Source organism: Sulfitobacter sp. 1A13496, from assembly GCF_043557225.1.
In the GTDB taxonomy this organism is placed as follows: Bacteria; Pseudomonadota; Alphaproteobacteria; order Rhodobacterales; family Rhodobacteraceae; genus Sulfitobacter; species Sulfitobacter faviae.
On the sequence record NZ_JBIFFP010000001.1, the window covers coordinates 841,156 to 861,422 of the forward strand.

General features: G+C 62.2%; 24 protein-coding genes. 7 read left to right on the forward strand and 17 right to left on the reverse strand.

Annotated elements, in window-relative coordinates; translation table 11 throughout:
* Nucleotides 1–76: 76 nt before the first annotated feature.
* The gene (locus tag ACGYLX_RS04115; RefSeq protein ID WP_271693624.1) at nucleotides 77–205 is read left to right on the forward strand and encodes a hypothetical protein; all 129 of its coding nucleotides are present in this window, start codon (nucleotides 77–79) and stop codon (nucleotides 203–205) included.
* Nucleotides 206–400: 195 nt separating this feature from the next.
* Here ACGYLX_RS04115 and ACGYLX_RS04120 read toward each other — a convergent pair whose 3' ends face one another.
* Entirely contained in the window at nucleotides 401–862 is a 462-nt protein-coding gene (locus ACGYLX_RS04120) for an iron-sulfur cluster assembly scaffold protein (protein WP_394447479.1), read from the reverse strand.
* Between the two features lie 75 nt (nucleotides 863–937).
* Here ACGYLX_RS04120 and hisI point away from each other — a divergent pair, with 75 nt between their 5' ends.
* A complete protein-coding gene (gene hisI / locus ACGYLX_RS04125) occupies nucleotides 938–1,297 on the forward strand; it encodes a phosphoribosyl-AMP cyclohydrolase (RefSeq protein WP_394447481.1) in 360 nt (119 codons plus the stop codon).
* 9 nt (nucleotides 1,298–1,306) lie between these two features.
* On the opposite strand, the gene gluQRS is transcribed toward hisI, so the two are convergent.
* The 4 genes from gluQRS to ACGYLX_RS04145 form a co-directional block, all read right to left on the reverse strand.
* Complete coding sequence (gluQRS, locus tag ACGYLX_RS04130; RefSeq protein WP_394447483.1) at nucleotides 1,307–2,164, reverse strand: tRNA glutamyl-Q(34) synthetase GluQRS; 858 nt, start codon at nucleotides 2,162–2,164, stop codon at nucleotides 1,307–1,309.
* On the reverse strand, nucleotides 2,161–2,775 hold the full coding sequence (locus tag ACGYLX_RS04135) for a class I SAM-dependent DNA methyltransferase (RefSeq protein ID WP_394447485.1): 615 nt from the start codon (nucleotides 2,773–2,775) through the stop codon (nucleotides 2,161–2,163). Before ACGYLX_RS04135 ends, gluQRS begins: the two co-directional genes overlap by 4 nt.
* 53 nt (nucleotides 2,776–2,828) lie before the next feature.
* Nucleotides 2,829–4,169 carry a methylenetetrahydrofolate--tRNA-(uracil(54)-C(5))-methyltransferase (FADH(2)-oxidizing) TrmFO gene (trmFO, locus tag ACGYLX_RS04140; protein WP_394447487.1) on the reverse strand — a complete coding sequence of 447 codons (1,341 nt, stop codon included), beginning with the start codon at nucleotides 4,167–4,169 and terminating at the stop codon, nucleotides 2,829–2,831.
* 249 nt (nucleotides 4,170–4,418) lie between these two features.
* Nucleotides 4,419–5,204, reverse strand: a complete 786-nt coding sequence (locus tag ACGYLX_RS04145; RefSeq protein ID WP_394447489.1) for an enoyl-CoA hydratase — start codon at nucleotides 5,202–5,204, stop codon at nucleotides 4,419–4,421.
* Between the two features lie 58 nt (nucleotides 5,205–5,262).
* Between ACGYLX_RS04145 and ACGYLX_RS04150 the strand changes: the two genes are divergently transcribed.
* Nucleotides 5,263–5,691: a PaaI family thioesterase gene (locus ACGYLX_RS04150; RefSeq protein WP_209218884.1), complete on the forward strand. Its 429-nt coding sequence runs from the start codon at nucleotides 5,263–5,265 to the stop codon at nucleotides 5,689–5,691.
* Nucleotides 5,692–5,944: 253 nt separating this feature from the next.
* On the opposite strand, the gene ACGYLX_RS04155 is transcribed toward ACGYLX_RS04150, so the two are convergent.
* The gene (locus ACGYLX_RS04155; RefSeq protein ID WP_067266882.1) at nucleotides 5,945–6,175 is read right to left on the reverse strand and encodes a DUF1127 domain-containing protein; all 231 of its coding nucleotides are present in this window, start codon (nucleotides 6,173–6,175) and stop codon (nucleotides 5,945–5,947) included.
* 110 nt (nucleotides 6,176–6,285) lie between these two features.
* On the opposite strand from ACGYLX_RS04155, the gene ACGYLX_RS04160 reads away from it, so the two are divergent.
* The 3 genes from ACGYLX_RS04160 (at nucleotide 6,286) to rpsI (ending at nucleotide 8,826) form a co-directional block, all read left to right on the forward strand.
* On the forward strand, nucleotides 6,286–7,701 hold the full coding sequence (locus tag ACGYLX_RS04160; RefSeq protein ID WP_394447491.1) for a PLP-dependent aminotransferase family protein: 1,416 nt from the start codon (nucleotides 6,286–6,288) through the stop codon (nucleotides 7,699–7,701).
* Between the two features lie 160 nt (nucleotides 7,702–7,861).
* Nucleotides 7,862–8,323 carry a 50S ribosomal protein L13 gene (rplM, locus tag ACGYLX_RS04165; protein ID WP_067266879.1) on the forward strand — a complete coding sequence of 154 codons (462 nt, stop codon included), beginning with the start codon at nucleotides 7,862–7,864 and terminating at the stop codon, nucleotides 8,321–8,323.
* Nucleotides 8,324–8,325: 2 nt separating this feature from the next.
* A complete protein-coding gene (gene rpsI / locus ACGYLX_RS04170) occupies nucleotides 8,326–8,826 on the forward strand; it encodes a 30S ribosomal protein S9 (protein WP_067266905.1) in 501 nt (166 codons plus the stop codon).
* A gap of 147 nt (nucleotides 8,827–8,973) precedes the next feature.
* Here rpsI and ACGYLX_RS04175 read toward each other — a convergent pair whose 3' ends face one another.
* Nucleotides 8,974–9,663 carry a hypothetical protein gene (locus tag ACGYLX_RS04175; protein WP_394417274.1) on the reverse strand — a complete coding sequence of 230 codons (690 nt, stop codon included), beginning with the start codon at nucleotides 9,661–9,663 and terminating at the stop codon, nucleotides 8,974–8,976.
* 238 nt (nucleotides 9,664–9,901) lie between these two features.
* Between ACGYLX_RS04175 and ACGYLX_RS04180 the strand changes: the two genes are divergently transcribed.
* The gene (locus ACGYLX_RS04180; protein ID WP_394447493.1) at nucleotides 9,902–10,897 is read left to right on the forward strand and encodes an LLM class flavin-dependent oxidoreductase; all 996 of its coding nucleotides are present in this window, start codon (nucleotides 9,902–9,904) and stop codon (nucleotides 10,895–10,897) included.
* A 12-nt stretch (nucleotides 10,898–10,909) separates the two neighbouring features.
* Here ACGYLX_RS04180 and ACGYLX_RS04185 read toward each other — a convergent pair whose 3' ends face one another.
* The 10 genes from ACGYLX_RS04185 to guaA form a co-directional block, all read right to left on the reverse strand.
* On the reverse strand, nucleotides 10,910–11,527 hold the full coding sequence (locus tag ACGYLX_RS04185) for a TetR/AcrR family transcriptional regulator (protein WP_067266873.1): 618 nt from the start codon (nucleotides 11,525–11,527) through the stop codon (nucleotides 10,910–10,912).
* On the reverse strand, nucleotides 11,520–12,389 hold the full coding sequence (gene ppk2, locus ACGYLX_RS04190; RefSeq protein WP_394447495.1) for a polyphosphate kinase 2: 870 nt from the start codon (nucleotides 12,387–12,389) through the stop codon (nucleotides 11,520–11,522). The genes ACGYLX_RS04185 and ppk2 overlap by 8 nt, the downstream gene beginning before the upstream one ends.
* A 49-nt stretch (nucleotides 12,390–12,438) precedes the next feature.
* On the reverse strand, nucleotides 12,439–13,419 hold the full coding sequence (locus tag ACGYLX_RS04195; RefSeq protein WP_394447497.1) for an alpha/beta fold hydrolase: 981 nt from the start codon (nucleotides 13,417–13,419) through the stop codon (nucleotides 12,439–12,441).
* Nucleotides 13,403–14,320 carry a homoserine O-succinyltransferase gene (gene metA / locus ACGYLX_RS04200; protein ID WP_394431056.1) on the reverse strand — a complete coding sequence of 306 codons (918 nt, stop codon included), beginning with the start codon at nucleotides 14,318–14,320 and terminating at the stop codon, nucleotides 13,403–13,405. Before metA ends, ACGYLX_RS04195 begins: the two co-directional genes overlap by 17 nt.
* Nucleotides 14,321–14,376: 56 nt before the next feature.
* On the reverse strand, nucleotides 14,377–15,237 hold the full coding sequence (locus tag ACGYLX_RS04205) for an ATPase (protein WP_394447499.1): 861 nt from the start codon (nucleotides 15,235–15,237) through the stop codon (nucleotides 14,377–14,379).
* Nucleotides 15,238–15,249: 12 nt separating this feature from the next.
* A complete protein-coding gene (locus ACGYLX_RS04210; RefSeq protein WP_394447501.1) occupies nucleotides 15,250–16,182 on the reverse strand; it encodes a DMT family transporter in 933 nt (310 codons plus the stop codon).
* 110 nt (nucleotides 16,183–16,292) lie between these two features.
* The gene (locus tag ACGYLX_RS04215) at nucleotides 16,293–17,393 is read right to left on the reverse strand and encodes an OmpP1/FadL family transporter (protein ID WP_394447503.1); all 1,101 of its coding nucleotides are present in this window, start codon (nucleotides 17,391–17,393) and stop codon (nucleotides 16,293–16,295) included.
* Between the two features lie 121 nt (nucleotides 17,394–17,514).
* The gene (locus ACGYLX_RS04220) at nucleotides 17,515–18,384 is read right to left on the reverse strand and encodes a DMT family transporter (protein ID WP_394447505.1); all 870 of its coding nucleotides are present in this window, start codon (nucleotides 18,382–18,384) and stop codon (nucleotides 17,515–17,517) included.
* A complete protein-coding gene (locus ACGYLX_RS04225; RefSeq protein WP_394447507.1) occupies nucleotides 18,381–18,659 on the reverse strand; it encodes a putative quinol monooxygenase in 279 nt (92 codons plus the stop codon). Before ACGYLX_RS04225 ends, ACGYLX_RS04220 begins: the two co-directional genes overlap by 4 nt.
* Nucleotides 18,660–18,661: 2 nt before the next feature.
* Entirely contained in the window at nucleotides 18,662–20,224 is a 1,563-nt protein-coding gene (gene guaA, locus ACGYLX_RS04230) for a glutamine-hydrolyzing GMP synthase (protein ID WP_067266859.1), read from the reverse strand.
* Between the last annotated feature and the right edge of the window lie 43 nt (nucleotides 20,225–20,267).

Here is a 20,267-nt window from a genome sequence, read left to right on the forward strand (position 1 = left end):
CGGATGTTCTCAAAAAGTTCTTTACTTGTGGGTGAGGAAATGAGAACAAAGAAGCAACACAGATAAGGAGGTATTGATGATTACTTACACTGCCCTGAAATCTATCGCCGTCAGATCACAGGCCACATTGCTGCAAGATGCAGCAGGGGCCGCCGCTTTGATCGTGATGCTGGTGGTGGGTCTGCATCTGCCCGCCTTTATCTGAGTTCTGCCAAGGCTCTCATGCCGCTTTGCCGCTGCATCCGTCCCAATTTGATGCTCCGACTTGCCTGTCCGCGTCGGGTTTCGGCAAAGTGGGTCCCACATGAGGCACGCCGACTGACGCCGCCATCCTTCGCAGGATGTGCGGCGTTTTTTTAGCTTTTCAGGGGGGGGGGAGGCAGGCTGAGGCTGGTCGCGTTCAGCGCTCGCCCGCTTCGGCAGGTGCCTCGGCCTCCTGCATCGCTTCCGTCAGTGCTTCGATGCTGAGCATGATGGAGGCATGGCGGTTTTTATAGCCCGTGGCGGGGGTTAGCACTTCGAAACCGTCGAAAGGGGCATCCGGCACCGGGCCTTCGCCCTTGAGCATGGCGCGCAGTTGATCGCGTGCGGTTGTGATCTGCGCAAGCGACCTGCCGGGGGCGGCATCGCCCACCACGGCGGCGGCGGCTTGCCCCAAGGCGCAGGCTTTCACGTCCTGCTTCATCTCGGCCAGATGCCCATCCTCAACCCGCACATCGACCGTCACGGTGGAGCCGCAGAGCGGTGAGCGGCGTTTCACACTGGCCTGCGGTGCCTCCATGCGGCCCAAGTGGGGGATCTCGGCCGCGAGCGCGAGAATGCGCGCGGAGTAGAGCTTGATGAGGTCCGTCTCATCCGACATGGGCTGTTCCTTTTCGTACTGAAACCCTACATAAGCGCCGCAGAGACAGATGCAAATATTTCCACGAGGTGCCCGATGACATTTGATCCTGGAAGCCTTCAGTTTAACGAAGCGGGTCTGATCCCGGCCATCGCGCAGGACGCCGAGACCCATGAGGTGCTCATGCTGGCGTGGATGAATGCGCAGAGCATCGCGCGCAGCCTTGAGACCGGCAAGGTTACCTATTGGAGCCGCTCGCGGCAGGCGTTCTGGGTGAAGGGCGAAACCAGCGGCAATGTGCAAAAGCTGGTCGAGATGCGCGTCGATTGTGACCGGGATTGCCTGTTGGTGATGGTGGATCAGACTGGGCCGGCCTGTCACACCGGGCGGCGGAGCTGCTTTTACACCGGCATTCAGGACGGTGAAGAGGTCGAACTGATGAAGCCGATGGATTAAGAGCGTGCGCTAAAGCCCGACGATATCACGAATTTCGTCGGGCGTGGCGCCGTTCTCGCGATAGAGCGCGATGGCGCGGGCGTCATCACGTTTGGCCAGTCGTTTGCCGCTGGCATCGCGGATCAGCCGGTGATGGTGATACAGCGGCGTGGGCAGATCGAGCAAAGCCTGTAGCACCACATGAATATAGGTCGCCTCAAACAGATCGGCCCCGCGCGGGACCAGCGTCACCCCCTGCGCGGCGTCGTCGAGCACGACCGACAGGTGATAGGACGTGCCCATGTCGCGGCGGGCCAAGACCACATCCCCGACCGTGTCGATCAACTGATCATGGGAGAGGGTGATCTTCCCAGTTTTGGCATTCGGTCCCTGGCCGTTTTCGGTGAAGCTTAGCTTGGTATTGTCAAGGTTTCCCAGTGCCTTACGCATATCTAGGCGCAGCGCGCCGGCGTTTTTGGAGTGGCCTGCCGTGCGGCAGGTGCCGGGGTAGATGAGGCCATCGGGGCCGTAGACGGGTTCCGCTCCCTCTTGCGGCGCGCTGGTGGCAGCGGCAATATCGCGGCGGTTGCAGGTGCAGGCATAGAGCAGGCCGCGCGACCAGAGGACATCTAGGGCGGCTTGATAGGCTGCCATTCGATCCGATTGCCGCATGACGGGTTGCGGCCAGTCGATGCCCAGCCATGCGAGGTCTTCGTAGATTTGCGCCTCCCAATGCGCACGCGCGCGGGATTGGTCTATGTCTTCGATCCGCAGCAGAAAATCGCCCCCTGCCGCCGTTGCCAGATCATGGGCCAAGAGTGCGGAATAGGCGTGGCCGAGGTGCAGTGGTCCGGTCGGAGATGGCGCGAATCTGGTGGTGAGAGTCAATTCTTTTCAATCAGATATACGGTAGACTTCATGTCGATCCCGGGCAGGTGCGGCCCTTCCTCGGCAAAGAGAAGGATCGCCGCGCCGCAATCGGTCCATTCGTGGATCATGCCTAAAGCACCGCGATCTTCCAGTGCCTTTTCATTCAGTGAAAATAAAAGCTTACCGCCCTTTTCTAATCCATGCATCAGCGTATCGAAGAGGGTGATCGGAGCCGCACCGGGGCCGATCACACCGATGGCGCTGATCGCCGCATAAGCCCCGGGCGCAAAGGGAAGCGGCGCATCAACTTCGAGTTCTAATAGGTTGCGGTATATGCCTTTTTTGCGCGCTTGATCCAGCATGGCGGCGGATACATCACCGCCATCGATGGTGGTGAAACCCGCCTGTTTCAGCGCCGCGCCGGACAGCCCGGTGCCGCAGCCGATGTCGAAGATCGGCTGCTCTTTGTCGTCGAGGAATTCTGCGAGCGTGGCAGCGGCGCGGTCGGGCGTGGCATAGCCTTGCGCCTTGATGTCCTCGTCATAGCTGCTTGCCCATTCGTCATAGAGGCTGCGGATCACATTCGTGTCCCGCGCCGCATAGGCCTTGTCGAAAAAATGCTGTGTCATGCCCCTAGGATATGGGGGATGGGCGGGAGGATCCAGTGTTAACCCCCGCCGCGTTAACCTTGATTAAGCCACGTCTGCCAATCGGCCTTGGCGCGGTCGGTATAGGCTTTGTAGCGGTCCTTGCGGCCACGGCGGCCCGATTTCAGCCCTTCGACCGGGGGGAAAAGGCCGAAGTTCACGTTCATCGGTTGGAAGGTCTTTGCCTCGGCCCCGCCGGTGATATGGGTGATCAGCGCGCCCATGGCGGTGCTGTCGGGCGGGGTGGGCAGGCTGCCGCCCTTGATTTCGGCGGCGGCCATACGGCCCGCCAGCAGGCCCATGGCGGCGCTTTCGACATAGCCTTCGACACCGGTGATCTGACCCGCAAAGCGGATATTGTCGCGGCTGCGCAGGCGCATCTGGTCGTCAAGCAGTGTCGGCGAGTTGATGAAGGAGTTCCGGTGAATGCCGCCCAAACGAGCGAAGCGCGCGTTTTCCAGTCCCGGAATACGTTTAAAAACATCCGTTTGCGCGCCGTACTTCATCTTGGTCTGGAAGCCGACGATATTGTAAAGCGTGCCCAGTTTGTTGTCGCGGCGCAATTGCACCACGGCATGGGCCTTGACCTCGGGCTGGTGCGGATTGGTCAGCCCCACGGGTTTCATCGGGCCGTGGCGCAGGGTTTCGCGGCCCCGTTCGGCCATCACTTCGATGGGCAGGCAGCCGTCGAAATAGCCTGCGGTTTCGCCCTCGCGGAACTCGGTTTTTTCTGCGGCCAGCAGCGCGTCGATGAAATCCTCGTATTGCTCCTTGTCCATCGGGCAGTTGAGGTAGGCGGTGCGCTCTTCCTCGGTCTCGCCCTTGTCATAGCGCGACTGCATCCAGGCTTTGGACATGTCGATGCTGTCAAAATAGACGATCGGCGCGATGGCGTCGAAAAAGGCCAGCGCCTCGGCGCCGGTTTCAGCCGCGATGGCTTCGGCGAGCTTGCCCGAGGTCAGCGGACCGGTCGCGATGATCCATTTGCCGTCGCGCGGCAGTTCGGTGATCTCGCCATATTCGACGGTGATGTTGGGGTGGGCGAACAGCGTGTCGGTGACGCTCTGCGCGAAGGGGTCGCGGTCCACCGCCAATGCGCCGCCTGCGGGCAGGCGGTTCTTGTCAGCGCAGGCCATGATCAGCCCGTTGGCGGCACGCATTTCCCAATGCAGCAGGCCGACGGCGTTCTGTTCGTCATCATCCGAGCGGAAGGAGTTGGAGCAGACCATCTCGCCCAGAAGTCCGGTTTGGTGGGCGAAGGTTTCGACTTTGGGGCGCATTTCGTGGATCACGACCTTCACGCCCGCGTTCGCCGCTTGCCAAGCCGCCTCTGATCCGGCCATGCCGCCGCCGATGATGTGCAATGTATCTGTCATGGGGGCGATGTAGGGCAGGGCAGCGCCGCACGCAACAGGCAAGAAGGGGCGATGAGGCTGCGGGAGAGGAATGGTTTTGGGGTCGCCGCGGCGGGAATGGTCGGTCAGTGAGAGGCTGACCCGGAGGGACCTTCCGCCTGCGGCGACCCAAAATCATCAGGGTTTCTATGCCCTAACATAACTATGCCGTGATTTCGCCAGATTTGCCAGCCCCCGCGTGGCAACAAAGGCTGGCGGTTTTGGAAACAATCATTGGGGCCAATCGGGTCGGCGTTTTTCCAAGAAGGCGTCGATGCCCTCGCGTGTTTCTGCCTCAAGCATATTGCGGACCATGACCTCGCCAGTGAAGGCGTAGGCTTGTTCGCTGGGCATCTGCATTTGCTGGTAGAAGGCGCCTTTGCCATGGGCGACGGCGGTGCCGAGTTTGGCGGCGATCTTCTCGGCCAGTGCCTCGGTCTCTTGGGCCAGTTGGTCGCCCGGCACGGCGCGGTTAATCAGGCCCAGTTCAGCAGCCCGGGGGGCGGAGATGAAGTCTCCGGTGGTGAGCATCTCGAACGCCTGTTTGCGCGGGATGTTGCGGGTCAGGGCGACCATGGGAGTCGAACAGAAGAGGCCGATGTTCACGCCGTTGACGCCAAAGCGGCAGTCATCCGCGGCGATGGCCAGATCGCAGGTGGCGACAAGCTGACAGCCCGCGGCGGTGGCGATGCCATGTACTTGGGCGATGACGGGCTGCGGCAGGCTTTGGATGCGGGCCATCAGGGCGGCGCAGCGGTCGAAAAGGTCTTTGAAGCCCGCCGCTCCCCCGTCTTCGGCTTGGCGCATGGCGGTCATTTGGCGCAGGTCGTGCCCCGCGCAGAAGGCTTTGCCAGCGCCGGACAGGACGACGACCCGCGTGGCGCGGTCTTGGGCCAATTGGTCGAAGCGCGCGTGCAGGGCGGCCAGCATTTCGTCCGACAGGGCGTTGAGCCGTTCGGGGGCGTTCATGCGCAGGTGGGTCACCGGCCCGCGTGCCGTAACGTCAAGAATTGCCACCTTGCCCTCCCCGGTTGATCACGCCAACGTTACGCCGAGGACAGCAGGGAGGACAAGTATGGCCGTGGTGATGGATGCGGAGGCGTTGGAGGCCTTCATGCGGGAGGTGTTCGATCAGGTGGCGGATGATTTCGCCGTGGATCATGTGGCCGAGAACGAGATCACCATGCGCCTGTTGACCAGCCGTCGCCATCTGCGGCCCGGAGGGACTGTTTCAGGCCCATCGATGTTCGCGCTGGCGGATGTCTCGGCCTATCTGGTGACGCTGGCGATGATCGGGCCCAAGGCGCTGGCGGTAACGACGAATTGCTCGATTGATTTCATGCGCAAACCGCTGGCGGATGTGCCGCTGGTGGCCCATGCCAAGTTACTGAAGCTGGGGCGGCAGCTGTCGGTGACGGATGTGTTGATTTATTCCGAAGGGTCGGACAAGCCGGTGGCGCGGGCCGGGCTGACCTATGCGATTCCGCCAGCGTCGATGGGGTGAGGGGCAGAGTTTAGGGCCAGCGCCTGACCGTGGGGTGGCGATTGCGACGCCGGTCCATGCCACTTTATGGCGCAGCCGTGATGCGCCTTCTCGCAAATGCGCCCAGCCTCACCAAATCGCCAGCCCGCCGGGACGGACAGGCGATGGCCCGGCGCCTGCGGCTTGATTCCGGGCCGAGGAATTCTCAGAGGCCACAAAAAAGGGCCGGGAAAACCCGGCCCGAGGAAGAGGTCTGGCAGTCGCCACAGGGAAGCTACGCCTGCCAGAACACGCGGGAAGCCTCGGCCGAGGCTTGTTCCGGTGTCAGTCCCGCATCTTCAAGCTCCCACGGTTCAAGCGCGGCAAGCGCGATCCGGGTGCGTCGGCGGGCCGCCCATGTGGTCACGACCGCCGCAAAGCGCAGCGCAATCACCGCAGGGACCGGCAGGGCGCGGTATGTCATCAATGTCATTGCATCAGCGGTAAGGGGGCGTGCCTGTGTCATGGGGGAACTCCTTGAAATTGTATTGGCGAAATTGTATTGACACAAAGTGTAGAATGCCTACAGGTGCAAAGGTACAAAGCGCGATACAATTTGACCACAGGAATATTGTAATGGGTACAATTTGGCAGCCGACACTGGCCGAGGGGCAGGGGCCGAAGTACAAACTCGTCGCGCTGACCATCCGGCAGGGGATCAACTCCGGCGCTCTGGCGGTGGGGGATAAGCTGCCGCCGGTGCGGGAACTGGCGTGGCAATTGGGGATTACCCCCGGCACCGTGGCGCGGGCCTATACCATCCTCACCGATGAAGGTCTGTTGGAGGCCGAGGTGGGCCGTGGCACCTTTGTCGCCCCGCCGCAGGCGGCCATCCGCGAAGATGTCTGGAATCGCGAACAAGATAGTTGGATCAAGGAATTGGAGGTTGCTGATACGGATGCGGTCAGCCTCTTCAGCCCACGCCTGCCGGACATGGGGCAGGTGGCGCTGATTCGCAGCGCCCTGCGGCAGGTGGCGGATGTGCCGGGCGAAGACCTGATGAACTATCCCACCCGCGACGCCTATGCCCCGGTGCGGCAAGCGGTGGTCGACTGGCTGTCGCATCTCGCCCTCGGGCCGCTGAGCGAGCGTGACGTCGTGCTGTCGCATGGCGGGCAGAGCGGGATTGTATTGGTACTGCAAGCGATCCTCTTGGGGCCGAAGCCGGTGATGCTGGTCGAAGACCTCTCTTACGCCGGGTTTCGCCGCGCGGCGGAAGTGCTGCGCGCCGAGGTGGTCGGGGTGGCGATGGATGCAGAGGGCGTGCTGCCAGAGGCGCTGGACAAGGCCGCGCGCGACAGCGGGGCGCAGGTCTTTTGCACGACGCCGGAGGTGCATAACCCCACGGGCAGCCACACCAGCCTTGAACGGCGGCGTGCGCTGTTGGAAGTCGCGAAACGGCATGGGTTGGAGATTTTGGAGGATGATTGCTACCGCATGGGCCTCGCCCGCGCGCCGAGCTACCGCTCGCTCTGGCCTGAGCATGTCTGGCATGTCTCTTCGATCTCAAAGGAATTGACGCCTGCCTTGCGGGTGGGGTTTGCGCTGGCCCCCGCAGGCCGTGCGGCGGACCTCCGGCGGGTGGCGGAATATGGCTATTTCGGTCTCGCGCGTCCCTTGGCCGAAGCCACGCGGATTCTCCTGACGGACCCGCGGCTCAAAGGGATCTGCGCGGATATTCGCGAAAGACTGGCGGAATATGTCGAAGTGGCGGTGAACCATCTGGGCGGCCACGCCTTGGAATGGTCGCGCGATGTGCCCTTCCTCTGGCTGCAACTGCCGCCGGGGTGGCGGGCCGCCGGGTTCTGCCGCGCGGCAGAGGCGCAGGGCGTGCAGATCCGCTCGGCCGATGAATTCGCCCTGCGCGATGGCCGCGCACCCCATGCGGTGCGCATTGCCGTGAACGCCCATGTCTCCCTGCGCTCCTTCGAGGCGGCAATGCAGCGGCTGCGCTGCCTTTTGGACAATCCGCCAGAGCAGATCAGCGTGTAGGAATATGGGGTATTATTATACCTAAATCGTAACTAACTGTTATTGCTAGTTTAATACGCGATTGCTGCGCTTGACCCGGCGATGCAGGTGTTTATAACGCCTCCATCAGACACCGGGCGGGGATTCCTCGTTCCGACCAACCTCAAACGGGAATTCATCCATGAAAACCTTTTCTGCGACACCGGCAGATATCGACAAGAAATGGATCATCATCGACGCCGAAGGCGTCGTGCTGGGCCGTCTCGCCTCGATCGTTGCCATGCGCCTGCGCGGCAAGCACAAGCCGTCCTTCACGCCGCATATGGATTGCGGCGACAACGTGATCGTCATCAACGCCGACAAGGTGCAGATGACCGGCAAGAAGCGCGAAGAGCACTTCTACTGGCACACCGGCCACCCCGGTGGCATCAAATCGCGCACCAAGGCACAGATCCTCGAAGGCGCGCATCCTGAGCGTGTTGTGACCCAAGCGGTCAAGCGCATGCTGCCCGGCAACCGCCTGAGCCGCCAGATCATGACCAACCTGCGCGTCTATGCAGGTAGCGAACACCCCCATGAGGCGCAGAGCCCCGAAGTTCTGGATGTCAAATCCCTGAACAAGAAAAACACGCGGAGTGCATGAGCATGGCTGACGAAATCAAATCCCTCGACGGTCTGGAAGCAGCCGTGACCGACAACATCGGCGGCGTGCAGGGCACCGAGACCGAAGTTACCCCCCGTGAGCCGGTTCGTGACGAACTGGGCCGCGCCTATGCCACCGGCAAACGTAAAGACGCGGTCGCCCGCGTTTGGATCAAGCCGGGTTCCGGCAAGGTCATCGTGAACGGCAAGCCGCAGAACGAATACTTCGCGCGCCCCGTGCAGCAGCTGATCCTCGCGCAGCCGTTCGGCATCACCAACACCGAAGGCCAGTTCGACGTGATCGCGACTGTCAAAGGCGGCGGTCTGTCCGGTCAAGCGGGCGCGGTCAAGCACGGCATCTCCAAAGCCCTGCAGCTCTACGATCCCTCCCTGCGCGGTGCGCTGAAAGCGGCAGGCTTCCTGACCCGCGACAGCCGCGTTGTCGAGCGGAAGAAATACGGTAAGGCCAAGGCGCGCCGGAGCTTCCAGTTCTCCAAGCGTTAAGCTTACCGATCAAGTTTGCGAAAGGGCTGCCCTCCGGGGTGGCCCTTTTTCATTGCGGTGGGCAGGGTTGGCCGCGGCACATGAAAAAGGCCGCCGCGGGTTCCCGCAGCGGCCTTAGGGTCGGATCGCCTTTGATCCTAAATCGGCTTAGCCGCCGATTTCGTAGCTCACGGTGAAGCCCAGCACGCCGTCGCCATCGTTGGTGTCTTCGTAAAGCGCTTCGAAGGTGACGCCGTCACCGAAGTCATAAACGGCACCGGCTTCGGCATAGATGTTGTCGTCACGGTCGCTGTTGCCGATGAGGCCAACGGCGGTCCAACGCTCGGACAGGGGCGCTTCAAACGCGACTTCCTGATCGCTTTCGCCATTGTCGGGGTCGATGATCACGGCGAATGCGCCCGAGGCGTCACGCCCGATGGGGAAGCCCAGCGTCGCGGTGATCTCTTCGCTGTGGTCTTTGGAATCGTTCAGCCAGATGTAGCCATATGTCAGATCCCAGCTCAGGCCCTGACCGAAGTCCGCGCCGTAGCCGAGGTTCGCTTCGAATTCGACGTCATCGGTGGGGTCTTGGTAAAGCGATGTCGCGCTCAGCCCGGTGTGGAAGCCGCCGTAGGTCAGCTCGACAAAACCTTCGACTTCGTTTTCGAGGTGATCGAAATCATCCGACGTGTTGAACCGTGTCGCGGCAGAGACGCCGGCGGTCCAGCCAACCATCGAAGTCATGCTGCGGTCTTCGATGACCGGGTCGAAACCGGTGGTGACGTTTTCCTGCGCATAGGCAGCAGAGGAGAGCAGCCCGGCGGTGAGGCCGAACCCGATAAGATGTTTGATATTCATGGCATTTGCCTAGTTTTGGACCATAGCTTGTCTGCGACTGGCGAGGTCAGGTTGTGAAGGCCCCTCGGATAGGGCGCTCACCGGGGGGCGGCAAGGCCCGATTGCGCATATCTGACATGCGTTAGAACATAACATTGTGATCGACGGAAATTTCGCCCAAGTCGTTGGTTTTTCTGGGGCGACGTGGTTCCGGGCAGGGCTGTGCCTGCCTATATCAGCCCCAACACAGGAGACAGTCATGCAGTATTCAGTTCTTGATCTTGCGCCCGTGCCCGAAGGGTCGGACACCACCACCGCCATCGCAAATTCCGTCGCTCTGGCACAACTGGCCGAGGCCAAGGGCTATCACCGGTTTTGGATGGCGGAGCATCATAATATGCCCGGAATCGCCTCGGCGGCGACCTCGGTTCTGCTGGGGCATGTGGCGGATCACACGAAAGAGATTCGCGTCGGCGCGGGTGGGGTGATGCTGCCCAACCATGCGCCCTTGGCCATTGCCGAACAGTTCGGCACGCTGGCGGCGATTCATGGCGACCGGATCGATCTGGGGCTTGGCCGCGCGCCGGGTGGGGATCAGGCGGTGATGCGCGCCATGCGCCGGGGCATGAGCGCGGGCGATCAATTCCCCGATGACGTGGCCGAGTTGATGGCTTATCTTGGCGCGCCCGATCCCCGCGCGCCGGTCCGCGCCCATCCGGGTGAGGGGACGCATGTGCCGATCTGGATCCTTGGCTCTTCGCTCTATGGCGCACAATTGGCGGCGCATTTCGGGCTCCCCTTTGCCTTTGCCTCGCATTTCGCGCCGGACGCCTTGGAAGAGGCCACGGCGATCTATCGCCGCGATTTCAAACCATCCGAAGCCTGCCCCGAACCGCGTTTCATGCTGGCGGTGAACGTCTTTGCCGCCGAAACGGATGAGGAAGGCGCCTATCTGCGGACCACCATGCAGCAGGCTTTCGCCCGTCTGCGTACTGGCCGCCCCGGCAAGCTTCCGGCCCCGGTGCGCGACATCGATGCCGAGATCGGCGCGGGCCTGCGCCAAGGGGTCGACCACGCATTGCGCGTCTCTGCCGTGGGCAGCCCTGAGACGGTGAAACGCCAGTTGGAGACGCTGATCGCGCAGCATCGCCCCGATGAGTTGATCCTGACCGGGCAGATTCACGACCACGCAGCGCGCCTGCGCTCGTTCGAGATTGCGGCGGATGTCTTGCAGGAGATGAAAGTGGCGGCCTAAGGGCCGCCGCCCTCACTCGTCCGGGCTGACCAGCCCCAAGCCGCGCAGATAAATCCCGATCCCGGTTTCCAGCAGGTCATCGGGCGGGAAGGGCGAGGCGCGACCGGGCGAGTTACGGGCAAATAGCTCAACCACCCCGTGGCTCATCGCCCAGATATGGGCCGAGAACATTGAGGCGGGCGGGCGTTTGTCCGCCGGGATATGTTGGCTGAGGTCTGTGGCCGCGCGTTCCAGCACCGCATTGGCGCGGTTGGCAGCATGGGCCAGTTCCGGCGTACGGTTGACCGAGATGCCGGATTCGAACATCGCGATGTAATGGCCGGGATGTTTGCGGGCGAAGGCAAGATAGGCGCGGCCCGTCGCCTCAAAGGCTTTGAGCGCCGAGGGCTGGCCGGATTGATAGGCGAATTCCATCAAATCGGCAAAGATATCATAGCCTTGATGCGCGGCCTCGGCAATGAGGTCTTCGCGGCCCTCAAAATGGCGATAGACCGCCGCCGGGGTGACGCCCGCGCGTTTGGCGGCCTCGGAAAGGGTGAAACCCGTGGGGCCGCGCTGCTCGATCAACTCAAGCGCCGCGTCGATCAGCGCTTGGCGCAGGTTGCCGTGATGGTAACCGCGCTTAGGCATCCCAGATGTCCGGTGCGCCGCAGATTTCATCGTCGATCTTGCCGATCGCCTTGGCGTCTTTCTGGGGGTATTCGAAACGGTGCAGCAGGTGGCGCATCGCGGCCAGACGGGCGCGGCGCTTGTCGTCAGAGCGGATAACCGTCCACGGGGTCTCCTCCGTATGGCTGCGCAACAGCGTCTCGGCGATGGCGGCGGAATATTCCTCCCATTTCGACAGACCTTTGACGTCGATGGGGCTGAGTTTCCACTGTTTCAACGGATCGGACTCGCGCGACAACATGCGGCGCAACTGCTCGGCCCGGCCCACGTTGAGCCAGAACTTAATCAGGTGAATGCCGTCTTCGACAAGCATCTGCTCGAATGGGGTGACCTGTTCAAAGAAATGCGCGCGCTGTTCGGGGGTGCAGAAGTCAAAGACCTTTTCCACCACCCCGCGATTGTACCAAGAGCGATCATAGAAAACCATCTCGCCCGCCGTGGGCAAGTGTTTGATGTAGCGTTGGAAATACCATTCGCCCTGCTCGGTCTCGGTAGGCTTCGACAGGGCCACCACACGGGCGGAACGGGGGCTGAGGTTCTCGCGCATACGGCGGATTGTGCCGCCTTTGCCAGCGGCGTCGCGGCCCTCGAAAACCATGACCACGCGCTGCTCGGTTTCGCGCACCCAAGATTGCAGTTTGACCATCTCGATCTGCAACCGGTCATAGTCGCGCTCATAGGTCTTGCGCGACAGACGTTCGTCATGCGGGTAGCTGGGCGAAAGGATATCGTCCTTGTCGGCCCGTTGGATCGCTTGGCGGATGTCTTCGGGGGCGTCGTTCTCATAAAAGGCGCTGATCGCGCCGTCAAAGGGCAGGTCCATGGGCGCTCCTTGCGGTTTGTTCTTGTTTCAATATGGGATGTTAAGGCGATTAACGCAAACCGGCACGGGCGGCGGCGCGGTCGATGGCATCGGCCACTGCCTGCGGGTCGGCGTGATGGGGCATATGGCCCATGCCGGGCAGGCCCGTCAGGGCGCCGTTGGGGATGTCTTTGATCAGTTCCTCGGCGTGGATATGCATGGGGACAATGGTATCGGCATCGCCGTGAATGATCTCGACCGGCATGGTCAGGCGGTCATATTGCGCTGCCATTTCAACCACATGCGGGCGGAGTTGATGGACCTGTTGCGCATTGGCGCGGCTGGCGCTGCGGCGCAGGGTGAGACCCGTGCCGATGTGATCGGCATAGCCTTTGGGCGCTTGCTGTGGGGCAAAGATCGCCGCGATGCTGCTTTGCACCACGCTGTCAGGCACAAAGGCGGTGACGGCGGGGATAAAGAGCGCACCGCCAAGCCGTGAGGCGCTGACGTTATAGAGCCAGCCCAGACCGCCGGGCCAAGGCTCCGACACCGCAGAGACCAGCACCAGCGCTGCGGTCTCATCGGGGCGTTGCAGCCCCCAAGCCAGCGCCACGGCCCCGCCAAAGGAATGGCCCACCACGATGGGGTTTTCGACGCCCAGTTGATCCGCCGCTTTCTGCAAGAGTGCGGCCTGTTCCTGCGGTGACTCGCCGCGCGGGTTCCAAGGCCCGCGCGCGCCGGGAAGGCGGGCGGTATAGCCCATGCCGGGACGGTCGAACATGATGACGCGGTAGCGGTCGCTCAGCCGCTCAGCGAAGCCCAGAGTGAAATCGCGCAGGTTGCCGCTGGCCCCGTGGATCAACACCAGATCCGGCCCGCTGCCGATGATCTTGGCATGGACCGGCAGGCCGTCGACCGTGATGATTTCCCCCTCAGGCGGATGGCTGGCTTCGGCCCGCGCCTCATGCCGCGCGGCGCGCCATTGGACGAGCGCGGTGAGCAGCGCCAGCCCGAGGAGGAGGGCAAGCAGCAGTTTAATGGCCGATCTCATTCATATCAAAGGGGGTGGTTTGGTATATCTCGTTGATCCAATTGCCATAAAGCAGATGCGCATGGCTGCGCCAGCGGTTCACGGGCGTGCGCGCGGGGTCATCCTCGGGGTAGTAGTTGCAGGGCACGTTGATCGGCACGCCATTCTCGACATCGCGGTCATACTCTTGCTTGAGCGTGTCGCGGTCGTATTCGAAATGGTTGAAGACATAGAGCGCGCGGTGCGCGGGGTCTTCGATCAGACAGGGGCCAACCTCATCACTGCCCAAAAGCGTGGTGAGGCCGGGATGGGCGTCAACCTCATCTTGGCGCATCTCGGTCCAGCGGGAGACGGGCACGGTGCAATCATCCGAAAAGCCGCGCAGATAGGGCGAGGCGGGCGCGAGGTTGCGGTGGCGGAAACAGCCGAAAGCCTTTGCGCTCAGCATGTGTTTCTTGACGCCGTGGAAGTGGTTGATCATCGCCATGCCGCCCCAGCAGACGCCAAAGGTGGAGTGGATGTTGGTCTGGGTCCATTCCATTACCTCGCGCAGCTCGTCCCAATAGGTCACCTCGTCAAAGTCGAGATGTTCGATCGGGGCGCCGGTGATGATCAGCCCGTCGAACTTCTCGGCCTTCATCTCCTCGAAGGGGCGGTAGAAGCTTTCCATATGTTCGGCGGCGGTGTTGCGGGTCCGGTGGTCGGACATGCGGATGAGGCTCAGTTCGATCTGCAAGGGTGTCGCACCGATCAGCCGGGCAAACTGGTTCTCGGTCTGGATTTTCTTGGGCATCAGGTTCAGCAGAGCGATGCGCAGGGGGCGGATGTCTTGCCGCGAGGCCAGTTCCTCGTCCAGCACCATGACCCCTTCGTTGCGCAGAACGTCGAAGGCGGGCAGGCGGGAGGGGATCTTGATGGGCATGAGACAGGTCTTTCAGGGGTGGCCAGTGCAGTCAGATAATCTTGGGCGGGGCGGGTTCAACCGCCCGCGGGCAGGTGGCGGGCGATCAGATCGGTAAAGTCTTCGGGAGCTTTCAGGGCGTCGATGTCGGCAGGGGTGATGGTGACGCCCCATTTCGACATCGCCTCATAGCGGGGTTGGCGGTGCGACAGGGCGGCGGCGTAGGTCCAGCGGATGAAATCGTCGGGGTTCACCGCATCCTCGGTGATGCTTTTCTCCGCCAGATAATCGGCCCATGCCCGGGCGAGGAATTCGGGCTGATAGGCCATCGGCTTGGGCGCTTTGTCAAAGCGGCGGATAAGTTCCTCGGTATGGGCCTCGTCGCCCTTGATCCAGACCAGCAGACATTCCTCGGCCAATTGCCGCAGGAGCGGGTCGTTCGGGTCTTCGGGGTCGACCCATTCGCAGATCGAGCCACCGGTGTCGCAGATGAAATGCGGATAGCCATAGAGCGCTTCGGCACGGGTGGCGAAATAGGCGGTGTCTTGCAGCGCGTTGATCTCGGCCCGGCGGAAAGCCTCTTGCCGTTTGGCGTATTCTTCCATCGGCAGTCCGCCGCGCGAAGGGTCACCCGGTTTGCCCAGCCATGTGGCCACGGGCGACAGATTGTCGAAGGTGATGTTCGAGCCGATGTAGATGCTATCGCTCAGCAGCAGATCGCGCAGGAAGGGCACTTTCATCGCCTCGGCCTTGGCGTTGTCGGCGATCAACTCACCCAGATAGCGGGTGCCGATGCGGTAATCGATGGAGTAGTGAAACCAATCCCCGCTGGCGCGCAGCAGGCTGGAGAGATGGGTCTTGCCCAAGCCCGACATGCCGAAGATCAGAACTTTGCGCCGCGGCGCCGCGCGCCAATCGTCAGCCGTGGGGTAGAGCATGTATCACCAAGGTTAAGTGCTTCGTTTCCCCTGACTACCCCAGTGCTTCACCAGACGCCAGATGCGGCCATCGAGCACCAGAAGCCCAAGTGCGAGAAGGGCGAAACCGCCATAGGCAGCGGGGCGCAGGGTCTCATCCCGCAACCATGCGCCCAGTAGGATCGCCACGGGGGCGACCAGTAGTGTCACCAACATAAGGTTGCTGCTGCCCGCCATGCCGAGCACGCGGTAATATAGCAGATAGGCCAGCGCCGTCGCGGCCAGCGCGTAATAGGCGATGGCGACGAGGGTGGCGGGGGCGAGGTCGAGCGTCAGCGGTCCCTCGACGATCCAGGCCGCGGGCAACATGACGAGCGTGGCGCCGGTCAGCATCCCGGCGGCGGCCAATTGCGGCGGCTGGCCCGGCAGCAGTTTGCGCGCGCAGACCCCGGCCATGGCATAGGACATCGCCCCGCCCAGCACGGCCAGTTGTGCAAGGCTGCCGAGGTCGAAATTCGTGAGATTTTCCAGACCGATGGCGGTACTGACACCCGCGAAGCCAAGGCAGACGCCAATCGCCTTGCGCGGGGTGATCCGCTCATCCGCCAGAAAGATTGCGGCGGCCAGCACGCCAAAGATCGCGGTGGCGGCATTGAGGATCGAGGTCAGCCCCGAGGGGATGTGCAGCTGCCCCCATGCCATCAGCGAAAACGGGATCACATTGTTCAAAAGCCCCATCAGCAGGAAGGCCGCCCAGATGCGCGGGTCGCGCGGCAGCGGCAGGCGCATGGTGGCGACGGCGGCCCAAAGCACCAACATCGCCCAGAACACCCGATGCGCAACCGATGTCAGCGGCCCGATCTCATCCAAGGCCACCCGCACGGCGACAAAGGACGCGCCCCAGAGCAGGGCGAGACAGCCCATTTCGATCCAAGCGCGCGGGGGGATGGTTTTCTGTGTGATCATGGCTTGGGTTTAGGCTGTTCCACGGATCGGCACGACCCGAAAGATGCGCATGCATAAAAAACGCCGCCCGAGGGTCTCGGGCGGCGTAATCGCGACGGGTCTGGTGTGGATCAGAAGGTGAAGCCCACTTTCACACCAAAGGCCAGAGCATCGTTGTCTTCGAACTCGCCCGATGCATTCACACCGTTCAAAGTTGTCTCTGCATCACCGATGTTGACGTAGCGCACGCCGGTGGTGATCTTCATGTTGTCGCGGGTATAGACGGCAGCCAGAGCGAGGCTTTTGTTGCCATCGGTCGGCCCGAGGTTGGAGGCGAACCCGCCGTTGGACTTCTCATAGCCAACGGAGGCCGAGACCGACCAGTTGTCGTTCAGACGGCGGCCGACGCCGAGCGAGTAGGTGAAAACGTCGTCATTGTAGCTGACGAGCGAGCCACCGGTCGCGCCTTGGTATTGGGCGGGGGTGATGTCGAAGGAGGACCAATCGACCCAGCGGACGCCACCAAAAAGCAACGTGTCGGCGGCGATGCCGGTCTGGAAATCAAGGTTCACCGACTGCGGGGTTTCGATTTCGGTCGTGCTCATGATGGCGCCGAACTCGGTCGTGTCGACCTCGTGGTCGATGCTGGAATTATAGGTCAGCGCGACACGCATGGCGATGTCGGGGCGCTCATAGGCGACACCCGCAACATAGCCGACGCCGGTGTCACGCTCGCCGTTCACCGTATAGCCGGCGACGAAGGGCACAGCTGCGACCGCTTCGATGGTCTGGACGCGCAGACCGCCGTGAACGCTGAAGTTCTCGTTCATGCGGTAGCGCAGCAGGCCGGTTATCGCGTGGCTTTCCAGATCCGCTTGGGCACCTTGTGCATAGTAGCCGGTGGGCGTGGGGTAATCGACATCCGCGCCGAACGGCTGATCATAGATGATCGCATAGGACAGCTTGTCGTTGATGTCGGCCTTATAGGCTGCGCCAAACTGGAGATAGCTTGAGGTCATATCGCCGGAGCTTACATTCGACAGCGATGGCGGCGGCACCGCCATTGTCGACGTCCCGCTGGTGGATGGATCGATATGCCCGAAGCTGAACTCCGCATAGCGGCCGCTTTCAAATAGGGCGTTGATGGATTGGCCCGACCGATCGATGCCGCCAGCGTGAACGATTGCCGTAGATGCCAACAGTGCCGGAATTGCCAAGAAATAGGTTTTCATTTGCTTTCCTCCCAAGACTTCTGTGCGGTTCCTCCCCGGCACAGGTTAGAAACGATCTAAGCGGATTGCTGCCGTTTGCGTCAATCACTGACCTTGGGTCAGGTTGAAATCTGCGCAAACATTACCTTGGGTGTGCTTTGCGGGTCTCAAACCAGATGTTGAGGTAGTTGCAAGCAAAGATGATCGCGGCCCCGACGAAGACCCAGATATCCAGCGCTTCGGCATAGAGCAGCATTCCGACCACGGCGATGGCCGGAAGGCGGACAAAATCGATCGGCACCACCACCGTCGCGGGGGCGAGGCTCAGCGCGTTGGTCAGGCAGTAATGCGCAAGCAGCCCGCAGGCGCCGACAAGCAGGAGGAAGGGCATCGTCTCAACCGTGGGTCCGGCGATGTCGCCGTCGTATCCCGCCGAGATCAGGCCAAAGATCAATTGCAGCGTGGTGAGGTAGAACAGGATCGTGGTGATCCCTTGGGTCCGCGTCAGCCGTTTGGTCAGCACATTGGTCAGGGCAAAGAAGACGGCACAGCCCGCCGCCGCCAGAATGCCGGTGTTTAGGTTGCCGATATCGGGCCGTGCCACGATCAGGATGCCGATAAAGCCCATAACCCCGGCCAGCGCCCGTGTCGCGGTCAGCCGTTCGCCCAACAGAAAGATCGACAGGACGATGACCCAGAGGGGCGAGGTAAACTCAAGCGCGAAGACCTGTGCCAGCGGGATCAGCGACACGGCGAGGAACCACAGGTTCTGCCCGGTGAAATGAGCGAGGTTGCGCAGGAGTTGTAGGCCGAAGTTGCGGGTGTTGATCTGCCGCCACGCGCCCGTGGCCCCGGCAAGCGACAGGACGATGATCACGCCAATCACGCTGCGGTAAAGCATCACCTCGAAAGTGTCGAACCGCGCCGAGAGTTCGCGCCCCGCCACGGCCATGGTGGAGAATGACCCGATGGAGCCGATCATCCAGAGTGCGGCGCGGAAGGTGGGGCTCATGAGTTCTCGGTAATCCGGTAGTCGCGGGCGATCCCGGCGGTAAGCCTCGCCCAGTCCGATGCTGCGGCACGGGCTTGATGTGCCGCGAAGGCCGCGCGGTCGGTAAAAAGCTCCGCGACCTGCCAGACAAGGGGATCGTCGGTCGGGGTCACGTCGAAGCGCAGGCAGCCCGGCTCGGACCGGGTGAGACGCTGATGCGCGTCAAGTCCTGCGCGCACCCGGTCCGCCTCGGCCCGGGTGGCGCAGCGAAGGTGGCCGGTTAGGGCCACCCGCATTTTTATTCCCACTCGATGGTGCCCGGAGGTTTCGAGGTGATGTCATAGGTAACGCGATTGATGCCCGGCACCTCGTTGATGATCCGCGTGGCGGTTTCACCAAGGAAATCATGCGAGAAGGGGTAGTAATCCGCCGTCATCCCATCCACCGAGGTCACCGCACGCAGGGCGCAGGCGAAGTCATAGGTGCGGCCATCGCCCATCACGCCCACGGTACGCACCGGCAGGATCGCCACGAAGGCTTGCCAGATATCGTCATAGAGGCCGTGACGGCGGATTTGGTCGATATAGACCGCATCGGCTTCGCGCAGGATGTCGAGCTTCTCGCGGGTGATCTCACCAGGACAGCGGATCGCAAGACCCGGCCCGGGGAAGGGGTGGCGGCCGATGAAGGAGGGCGGCAGGCCCAACTCGCGGCCCAACTCGCGCACCTCGTCTTTGAAAAGCTCGCGCAGCGGCTCGACCAGCTTCAGGCCCATCTTTTCAGGCAGGCCGCCGACGTTGTGGTGGCTTTTGATCGTTACAGAAGGCCCACCGGAGAAGGAAACGCTCTCGATCACATCGGGGTAGAGCGTGCCTTGGGCGAGGAAGGTGGCATCGCCCACTTCCTTGGCGTGTTTCTGGAACACGTCGATGAAGAGTTTGCCGATGATCTTGCGCTTGGTCTCGGGGTCGGAGACACCGTCGAGCTCGCCGAGGAAAAGTTCCTGCTCGTCGGCATGGATCAGCGGCATGTTGTAATGATCGCGGAACATGGTGACGACCTCTTCGGCCTCGCCCTTGCGCAGCAGGCCGTGGTCGACGAAGACGCAAGTCAGCTGGTCGCCGATCGCCTCATGGATCAGCACGGCGGCAACGGAGGAGTCGACACCGCCGGAAAGGCCGCAGATCACCTTCTGGTCGCCGACCTGCTCGCGGATCGCGGCAATGGCTTCCTCACGGTAGGCGCTCATGGTCCAGTCGCCCTTGAAGCCCGCCAAACGCACGAAGTTCTCGTATAGGCGCGGGCCGTTGGGGGTGTGGTGCACCTCGGGGTGGAACTGCACGGCGTAGAAGTGACGTTCAACATCGGCGGTAATGGCGAAGGGCGCGTTGGGGGAGGTGCCATAGACCTCGAACCCCGGGGCGATCTTGCTGACGTGGTCTCCATGGCTCATCCAGACCTGTTCGCGGTCGGTGGCGAACCAGCCTTCGAGCAGATCAAGCTGTTGGCCCGTGGGGGTGACAAAGGCCCGACCGAATTCAGCGGTGCCATGGCCGCGCTCCACATGGCCGCCAAGGCAGTGCATCATGACTTGCTGGCCATAGCAGATGCCAAGGATCGGCACGCCCAGTTCGAAAACGGCCTGCGGCGGACGCGGCGCGCCTTCGGCAAACACCGAGGACGGGCCACCCGACAGGATCACCGCCTTAGGCGCGAATTCCTTGAGGAAGGCTTCGTCCACCGTGTTGAACGGGTGGATTTCGCAAAAGACATTCAGCTCCCGCAGGCGACGCGCGATAAGCTGCGTGACCTGGCTGCCGAAGTCGATGATGAGAAGGCGGTCATGGGTGATATCTGTCATGGGGCTGTGATTAGGCCCGTGCGCGCGCTCTGGCAAGTCTCTA